The sequence below is a fragment of the Mesorhizobium sp. WSM4840 genome (assembly GCF_055811755.1).
On record NZ_JBVVQD010000057.1, the window covers coordinates 14,631 to 22,932 of the forward strand.

General features: G+C 60.6%; 4 protein-coding genes and 6 pseudogenes. 5 read left to right on the forward strand and 5 right to left on the reverse strand.

What is annotated here, in order from left to right; all coding sequences use genetic code 11:
- A partial coding sequence (locus tag AC0L3I_RS35380) for an IS110 family RNA-guided transposase (RefSeq protein WP_473530032.1) occupies nt 1-1,194 on the reverse strand: 1,194 nt, incomplete at its 3' end.
- Between the two features lie 259 nt (nt 1,195-1,453).
- Here AC0L3I_RS35380 and AC0L3I_RS35385 point away from each other — a divergent pair.
- Nucleotides 1,454-2,012: pseudogene (locus AC0L3I_RS35385) on the forward strand (Mu transposase domain-containing protein); the annotation flags it as partial.
- A complete protein-coding gene (gene istB / locus AC0L3I_RS35390) occupies nt 2,009-2,863 on the forward strand; it encodes an IS21-like element helper ATPase IstB (protein WP_473530033.1) in 855 nt (284 codons plus the stop codon). The pseudogene AC0L3I_RS35385 and the gene istB, both read left to right, overlap by 4 nt.
- A 73-nt stretch (nt 2,864-2,936) precedes the next feature.
- Here istB and AC0L3I_RS35395 read toward each other — a convergent pair.
- Nucleotides 2,937-3,196, reverse strand: a pseudogene (locus AC0L3I_RS35395) (transposase); the annotation flags it as partial.
- Between the two features lie 112 nt (nt 3,197-3,308).
- Between AC0L3I_RS35395 and AC0L3I_RS35400 the strand changes: the two are divergent.
- The 3 genes and pseudogenes from AC0L3I_RS35400 to AC0L3I_RS35410 all read left to right on the forward strand — a co-directional run.
- Nucleotides 3,309-3,371 (forward strand): annotated as a pseudogene (locus tag AC0L3I_RS35400) (hypothetical protein); the annotation flags it as partial.
- A gap of 45 nt (nt 3,372-3,416) precedes the next feature.
- Nucleotides 3,417-3,794: pseudogene (locus AC0L3I_RS35405) on the forward strand (transposase); the annotation flags it as partial.
- A 651-nt stretch (nt 3,795-4,445) separates the two neighbouring features.
- Nucleotides 4,446-5,477, forward strand: coding sequence for an alanine racemase (locus AC0L3I_RS35410; RefSeq protein WP_473530034.1), 1,032 nt, complete (start codon nt 4,446-4,448; stop codon nt 5,475-5,477).
- Nucleotides 5,478-5,825: 348 nt separating this feature from the next.
- On the opposite strand, the pseudogene AC0L3I_RS35415 reads toward AC0L3I_RS35410, so the two are convergent.
- From AC0L3I_RS35415 to AC0L3I_RS35425, 3 genes and pseudogenes are all read right to left on the reverse strand, one after another.
- Nucleotides 5,826-6,787, reverse strand: a pseudogene (locus tag AC0L3I_RS35415) (IS256 family transposase); the annotation flags it as partial.
- Nucleotides 6,788-7,031: 244 nt separating this feature from the next.
- A pseudogene (locus tag AC0L3I_RS35420) lies at nt 7,032-7,310 on the reverse strand (hypothetical protein); the annotation flags it as partial.
- A 127-nt stretch (nt 7,311-7,437) separates the two neighbouring features.
- Nucleotides 7,438-8,271: a reverse transcriptase domain-containing protein gene (locus AC0L3I_RS35425; protein WP_473530035.1), complete on the reverse strand. Its 834-nt coding sequence runs from the start codon at nt 8,269-8,271 to the stop codon at nt 7,438-7,440.
- Between the last annotated feature and the right edge of the window lie 31 nt (nt 8,272-8,302).

Below are 8,302 nucleotides of genomic sequence, written 5' to 3' on the forward strand. Positions count from 1 at the left end.
CCTCTCCCCCCCCCGTGGGCCCCCGCCGCACAAAACGCGGCCATCCCCCCCCCCCCCCCTCCCCACCCCCCCCCCCCCCCCCCCCGGGCCACTTTTTTTGTTGTCGCGGGGGGCGCCCCCTTTTTGGCCGCCCACAGCCTTGCTCCCGGCCTTGAGTTCCACATCGCGCAGCTTCTTGGCATGCAGGGAAGGCCGAGCCCAGGCGTAGCTCTCCCCCTTCGTCAACAGATGCCAGATCACGACAGCGAGCTTGCGTGCGGTCGCGACGGCCGCGACATGCTGCCCGCGCCTGGCACGTACCCGTAGAAAGAAAGCCCGCAGCGGTCCGGGTGCGCGTGCCGCTGCCCAAGCAGCTTCGACGAGCATACCGCGGGCATGTCCGCGTCCCTGCTTGGTGATCCGTCCGTGGTAGGCAGGCCCTGGCCCTGATTGCCGGACACTCGGATTCAGGCCAAGATAGCTCACAAGCTTCTGCGGCTCCTCGAAGCGCGCCACGTCGCCGATCGCCGCCTTCATTGCAAGCGCGACGGTCATGTCGACGCCGGGAATGGTCATCAGACGCTTCACGCCTTCATCTTCAAGGGTCGAGCGGGCAAGATCGCGCTCGATGATCTGGAGGTCGTCGCCCAATCGGTCGAACTCGCGCAGATGCCGATCGATCGCGAGGCGCTCGTCTTCCGGCACGACCTGTTCGCTCAACCACGACCGGCCCTTGGCGCCGCACAGATCGGCATGCGGGCAGGACGGGATGAGGTGGCTATGAAGGATCGACTGGATAACATTCTTCAAGCGCGATCTTTGCCGAACGATCTGATTGCGCCGCGTCACCTGCCGGCGCAGTGCCTGTGTAGGTTCGTCCGGAATCCAGACTTCCGGCAGGAAGCCGCTGGCATAGAGCTGCGCCAGAACGCCGGCATCGATCGTGTCCGTCTTGATCTTGGCATAGGCAATGATGCGCACCTGCTTCGGGTTTGCGATCACCACTTTCTTCACGTGCGGCGCGACAACTGCGGCGGCCGAGGACGCGTTGCCAGTGGCCTCGATCACGACGATGTCGCTCGGCGACAGCTTCGCGGCGAAGGCGTCCAGCAGATCGCGCCGCATGTCGACACGACCCAGCCGCCTGAGCTTGCCGTCCTCCCATGCCACCGCCTCGGCGAAGGCGCGATGGATATCCAGTCCGATGATGCGCATGCGTATTCCCTCCTTCCTGGCTCGGTGAAAGACGGGAGCTGACGGGCAACACGACACTTACTGATCCGCGCTCGCAGCGCATCCGGGAAAGTCGCGAGGGGCGGCCATGTAACGAGCTCGGGCTCTCAGCCCACGGTCTAAAGACGGCCTGCCCGCACTTTCGTGCTCCCGGTGCCCCACGTCCCGGATGGGCTCACCATAAGGCCGTTCCAAAACAAGAACAGCAGGACGAAAAGGCACCACAGATCAAATACCGGATAAGGGCAAAGTCGAGCGACCATTCCGCTATATCCGCGAGGACTTCTTCCTGGCCCGCAGCTTCCGCAATCTCGAGGACCTGAACGAGCAATTGCGAGATTGGCTCGACACCGTCGCCAATGCTCGCCTGCACGGCACCACGCAACGCATCGTCAGCGAAGCCTTCGCGGCGGAGCAGCCGGAACTTCAATCTCTCCCGGCAGTTCCCTTCGACGCGCTTCTCAAGCTGGAGCGTCGCGTCAGCCATGACGGTCTCGTCTCGATCGGCGGCAACTACTACAGCGTTCCCGATCGCACCCGGCGCCTTGTCGAGGTTCACCAGCTTGCCGACTGCATCCGCATCCTGGACGAAGGCCGGCTGGTCGCCAGCCATCCTGTGCTCGAGGGGCCGCCAATATCGGATCGATCCTGCTCATCGTCAGGGATTAGCTCGCCACGCCGCGAGGAAGAGCGCCCCGGATATCATAGTCGGTCGTCTCGGCGACCATGTCGCCCGGCGTTCGCTCGACTTCTATCAGGCCGTCGCCGAGCGACTGGCCGACGCGGGGAACCGGCCATGACCATGCACGCATCCACGATCGACAGCATCAGGAAGAGCCTGGTCGGGCTGCGCATGCCGCGGGCGCTCGAAGCGCTTGACGCGACCCTGCGGCGCATTGAGCAGGGCGAGATCGACGGCATTCAGGCCTTCGACGAACTTCTGGTGGAAGAACTAACCCTGCGCGAGAGTCGGCGCATCGAGGCTGCTCTGATGATGGCGCGCCTGACCACCATCAAGACGCTCGCCGGCTTCGACTTCGCTTTCCAGCCATCGCTCGACAAAAACCGCATCATGGCGCTGGCCGAACTGAAGTTCATCGAGCGGGCGGAGGTAGTCCATCTTCTCGGCCCGCCCGGCACCGGCAAGAGCCATCTGGCAACCGCGCTCGCCGTCGAAGCCGTCAAGGCCGCAAAGAGCGTCTACTTCTCCACGCTCGCCGACATTATCGCCTCGCTTGCCAAGGCCGAGCGCGAGGGACAGCTGCGCGAGCGTATCCGCTATCTATGCCGCGCCTCGCTGCTCGTCGTCGACGAAATCGGCTATCTCCCGGTCGTGCCCGGCGGCGGCAATCTGTTCTTCCAGCTCGTCAACGCCCGCTATGAAAAGGGCGCCATGATCCTCACCTCAAACCGCGGATTTGCCGAATGGGGCGAGGTCTTCGGGGACCCTGTCGTCGCAACCGCACTTCTTGATCGCCTGCTTCACCACGCCGTCGTCGTGCAGATCGAAGGATCGAGCTACCGATTGCGCCAGCACGCTGATCTTGTTCCCGAGCATGTTCGCTCCAAAGCGCTCATCAATCCGCCGCCACCGCCGAAAAAGCGTGGCCGCCCAGCAGGACTGAAATCGACCGATCAAGACGCCGGCTGATCACCGAAACCTTCACCCGCCAGATAGGGAAATTTGGATGCCCACTTTTGCGGAAACTTCGGTGCCCATTGACAACCTTCATCGCCCAGGCCTCCAGCCAGGACCATTTCGCCCACCCCGTCAGCAGGGTCTGCGCGGGCTTCATAGAGCAGCGTTCGCAGCACGCCGTCGCCGCATGAGGAGATGCGGCCGATGCGCCGGCTTTCGCCCGACTCGTGAAGCACCGGTGTCAGCCGGTCCGACCGCCTTGGAGCTGCGGAAGCTAGCCGGAATGTCGATGGTCGAGGTATAGGCCAGCGCCACGACCGGACCCACCCCGGGGATCGTCATCAGGCGGCCCTAATCATTTCCGGAGACCATATCCGCTATGAACGATCCTACGCTGCCGCTGAGTGGTTTGTCATCTGTCGGAGGCAAGTCCGTTGTCGCCCGTTTCGACGGCGGCATGCTGTCGTCCAATAGCGGCGTTCTGGCTTTGGCCGAAGTGGAGAAACGACTGCGGGTGGCGGAGCGTCTGGCGCGCTGCATCGATGATCCGCGCTGCCCGGACCAGGTCGTCCACAGCCTGGTCGGTGACAAGGCCAAGGCGCTCTACGCGGACCTTTACTGCCGGCGCGATGCGGCCGAAAACCACATCAAATCGTGGAAGACGCATCTGGCCGCCGCCCGCACATCTTGCACCAGAGCCACAGCCAACCAGTTCCGGCTGTTCCTGCATGCCGGCGCCTACTGGATGATGTGGGGCCTGTGCGCCGCGATGCCGAAGCGCTCCAGCTTTGCAGTCGCCCAATTCGGACCTGCTGGGTTTGCGTTCATCAAGATCGCCGCGCGGGTGGTCGAGATGAAGACGCAAATCCGCCTGCACCTGCCGAGCCCCGACCAACACATCCCGCGCATCGTCCTCGATCGGATCCCGCGGCTCGTGACATAGCCGACGGGGCGCAGACGCCCCGAAAAACAAACGCGCCGACCGCAACCCCCCACCTGCCATCACCGACGGATCAACCCCGGCGCCCGACGAGGCTTGTCAAAACGTACCGCAACGGGCGACCAGAGCGCCGCCTCAGGCCGCCAAAATCCATCGCCGTGCATCAAGGCGGCTAGAATGTAAGGCCCGCCTGACGGTTTGCCCCGCGCATACGAAGACCGTGTCCAGCCGCGATTGGTTCATCCCTTGGCAGAGAACGATGGCGCCGGACGAGCTCGCGACCGCGGTGCCGTCCAAGGACAGCCTCGTCACATCATAAAGCGATTGGCCTGCCAAGAGGTTGCGCCGCGCAGCGGCTCCGTCGGCCGACGGCTTGGACATCGACGCGAAACCGGGCAACAGTAGGAACCCAATAGTTTGGGTCAACCGGTTGTTTTGCTAGTTCATGGTTTCTACGTTTCATTTTTTGTCCGTTTTGTGAAACTCTTAACCGAAATTTCTCACTATAAAAAAGCCGGACGATGTGGACCAGACCGCGCTGAAATGCTAGGTGATCCGGTGGAAAAAACCCCACTGGACGCTCTCTCGTTCAGGAGTCGCCGTTCTTGCCAATGATCATTCGATGGCATCGTTTACGTATCGGGTCAGCAGGTTATGACCAACTACCCGCTCCTGAAAATCGATCTGCAGAAAATCACCCACAACGCAAGGGTCGTTCTGGAAGCTTTGCAAGAGAACGGTCATTCTCTGATGGTGGTGGTCAAAAGTTGCTGCGGTGATCCTATGGTTGTACAGGCGCTGGCAGACGCAGGTATTACGCAGTTTGGTGATTCCCGGATCAGCAATATCGAGCGTCTCAGAGCAGCGAACATCGAAGGTGAGTTCTGGCTTCTCCGGTCACCGACGCCGGATCAGGTCGATAGAATGCTGACCTTTTGCGATGGTAGTCTGCAATGCGATCTGGATACGATACGGCGGATTCAGCAATCGAAACGTCGCGTCCCACATCGCGTGCTTCTCATGGTTGATCTCGGCACCGGGCGGGAGGGGAGTGCGCCTGACGAGCTTTTACTGGCGTGCCAAGAGGTTGAGGGAATGACCCATGTAGAGCTTTACGGTCTCGGGATTTATTTTATGCATGGAAGTGACCCCGGCTTTGTTGACGCCACGCTGAAGCGGTTTGGCGATTTATGCTCCGAAGTCGAAAGCGCGCTGGGACGTATGTTGCAGGCTAAATCCTTCGCCACTTCACTGGTTTTCGATCATTGTCTCAAGGCCGGGCTGTTTCCGTCAAGTCTCAACCATTTCCGATTGGGGACGGTGCCGATTATCGGGCGTCGGACCGGCGTCGAGACGCCAACCTTGCCCGGACTCGCTACCGACACTGCAGTGCTTGAGGCCAAAGTCATCGAAACCAAGATGCATGGTGGCCACCCGGTTGCGCTGCTGGAAATCGGTGACCTTGATACGGATATTCGCCTCTTGCAACCGGTGCGCGGCGATTTACGTGTCATAGGCAGCAGTAGCGATCACACTATTTTGAAGCAAGCTGCAGACACGCCGAGATTGAAAGTCGGCGATACGGTAGCGTTTACCCTATTTTACTACAGCTTTGCGAGGCTGATGAGTTCTCCTTACGTTGAAAGGCTATATTGTATTGATTCTGATAGCCAGGAGCTGCATTAATAGCGGCAGTCGTTGCGCAACGTGGCATGGAGCTTGCGGAAAGGGCTTCGTTGCCGCCGTGCGGCGGGTGAATTCGCCCTTCCCCGTCGGAAAACGAGCCGGACTATGTGCCCGACTCTGGGGGCATCGCCGTCGAGGGCGTTTGTCTCGATTAGCGGCGAAGGGCTGGCGATCGGAGGAAGCGAGGTCCGCACAGGGCGGATGGGCTCAGCTGTCTACTTCGTCGCCCCATGTACTGGGCGCGTCTTTCGCGGGCGCGCGTCTTTGCGTAGAAGCTGCTTTGGCTTCCTGGCTAAGCACCCGCAGCATCGTACATGAGCTATGCTGGAATTTGGGTGACGAGGCTGATCAAGCGGCGCTCTGCGGCTTCGTTTCGATGACCTCGATTCCGTCCAGGAACGTGGCACCTGCGATGAGTTTCGGCAACTGATTTTGTCCTTTCAATCGTCGCCACGTCCTGGCCGCAGCCATGACCAGCTTGAAGACCATCAGCCTAGCGATTTTCGAGGATAGCGAGCCCTTGGTACGCACCGTGCGGTGGCGAACGGTGGCAAAGACGCTTTCGATGGGATTGGACGTTCGCAGATGATCCCAGTGTTCGGCGGGGAAATCGTAGAACGCCAGCAACGCATTCTGATCTTTCGTCAGGCAGTCGACCGCCTTGGCATATTTCGCGTCATATTTTTCGACGAAGACGGCAATTGCCGTCTCGGCCGAGGCCCGGTTGGAAGCGAGATAGATTTCGCGCAGGTCTGCCTTCATGCCGGCCTGCACCGATTTCGGCACCTTGTTGAGATGGCTGTCTTGTGCACCCAGCATCGCTGGTGCTTGGTGCCGGGAAGGAGCTCATCGAGCGCCTTCCAGAAGCCAAGCGCGCCGTCGCCCACGGCAAGATCGGGCGCGATCTTAAGGCCACGACGCTTGACGTCGACCAGCAGCTCGCGCCAGCTTTGCGCACCCTCGCGAATACCGGTCTGGAAGCCGACAAGTTCCTTCTTGCCCTCGGGTGTGGCGCCGATCAGAACCAGCATGCATTCGGCATGGTCTTCCATCCGGGCCTGCAGATAGACCCCGTCCGCCCACACATAGACATAGTGGCGCGCCGAAAGATCGCGCTTTTGCCAACGATCGTATTCGGCGTTCCACTGTGCCGTCAGCCGCGTGATCACCGAGGGTGACAGGTTCGGCGCCTCCTTGCCCAAGAGGGCCGCCAGAGCGTCCTGAAAATCCCCCGTCGAAACGCCGCGCAGGTAGAGAACGGGAAGCAGCGCATCCAGACTGCGCGTCCGACGCGCCCATTTCGGCAGGATCGCGCGCCGCTGCGAAGCACATCCGTCAGGGGATCATCGATTTCGTCGGGCTGACGAAGGCGAACAATGTTGATAGTCTCGTTCATGGCGTATCGCTCTCCTTGAGAGGTTCTGGCAGGCTTCATCACCCGCCTCGATACGCCGCTCTCCTCAAACCGTCATCACCCAGTTTCACCCATAGCTCATCGTACATGAACGGCGCGTTGAACTCATTTAAGATCGATTTCTTAAATTCGCGGCATCATTTGAGGAAGGGCTTGGTCTGCCGGGTCTCAATGCAGATCACGGGGAGACCAACCGCCGCGTGCATCGTTGCGATCGGCTTTTTTCGGCTGCCCTGGCCAGACCTTCGTAGAGCCATTGCGAATGCTTCAAGGCCAACACGCTCGAAATGCCATCAAGGCTCGCACAGCAGTGCTACGAGATCATCCGGGTGGCTGACAACCTTCCGTTCCCGGCAGATTTTGCCCGTCTCATCAACGATGTATACTGATCTCTCTTTGACCGAAAGTAGAGTAGGCAGTGAGCGCCATGCCGCCTTTCAACGGCTGGTTTCTCACTGCACCGGGTCACCGGAGGCGGTCGCCCGCCCCCGGTTCCCACAGAACGTGGCGTGCGGCTTTCCCGCACCACGCTCTTCGGCAGTTGGTTCACAGCACCGCGAGTGCTTGCAGTTCCCTATGTGGGAGCCGCAGTTTGGGTCGCAGTAGCGGGTTCCGTTCTTTGATCTGGTTGAAAGCGCCCCAACTGAGGCGACCACCATCACGGCTGCGGCTGCACAGCATTCTGCGCCAGTAACGCTCCACGACCTGGTACACCTTGATCAGCGACCGGAGATTTCCGGCGACGCCGTAATAGGCATAGTGGCCGCGCAGGACGCGGTTTATTTCCGCAACCTGATCACTGATTTTATAATGCCGTATTCGCCGCATCAGCTCCTGCAGAGACAGAAGGCTGCGCTTTAGCCGAGATTTCTCGGTGCGCATCCCAACCTTGAAGTTGCCTTTTCGGTTACGCGTGCAGTACAGCGTCAGGCCCAGGAACGCGAACCGACCAAACTCGACCAACTTGGTCTTGGTCGGCTCGAGAGCAAGGCCGAACTTGCCCAACCGGTGACGAAGGGCGTCTGTGACGCGGAGCGCATCCTCACGATATTGGAAGCAGATCACAAAGTCGTCGATATAGCGCACCAGCCGGGCTTCGCCCCGCAACCGGACCTTCACCGCGCGTTCGAACCAGAGGTCGAGCACGTAGTGCAGGTAGAGGTTGCTCAGCAACACGCTGATCGATCCACCTTGTGGAGTTCCTTCGTCGCTTGGATGGACCGCTCCATCTTCCATGACGCCCGCCTTCAACCAGCGCCGGATCAAGCTGATCAGGCGCGGATCACCGACTCGATGTTGAACAAACCGGAGGACCCACTCATGGTCGAGACTCCCGAAGGAAACATCTTCAGACTGCCCGTCACCAGGACCTTCCGACATCGGTGACGATCACACGCGCGGGCCATGCCTT

What these genes read in the sequence shown, in the direction of transcription:
- AC0L3I_RS35410 (WP_473530034.1), top strand. Translation starts at nt 4,446, where the DNA reads ATGACCAACTACCCGCTCCTGAAAATCGATCTGCAGAAAATCACCCAC.
- AC0L3I_RS35425 (WP_473530035.1), bottom strand. Translation starts at nt 8,271, where the DNA reads ATGTCGGAAGGTCCTGGTGACGGGCAGTCTGAAGATGTTTCCTTCGGG.
- istB (WP_473530033.1), top strand. Translation starts at nt 2,009, where the DNA reads ATGACCATGCACGCATCCACGATCGACAGCATCAGGAAGAGCCTGGTC.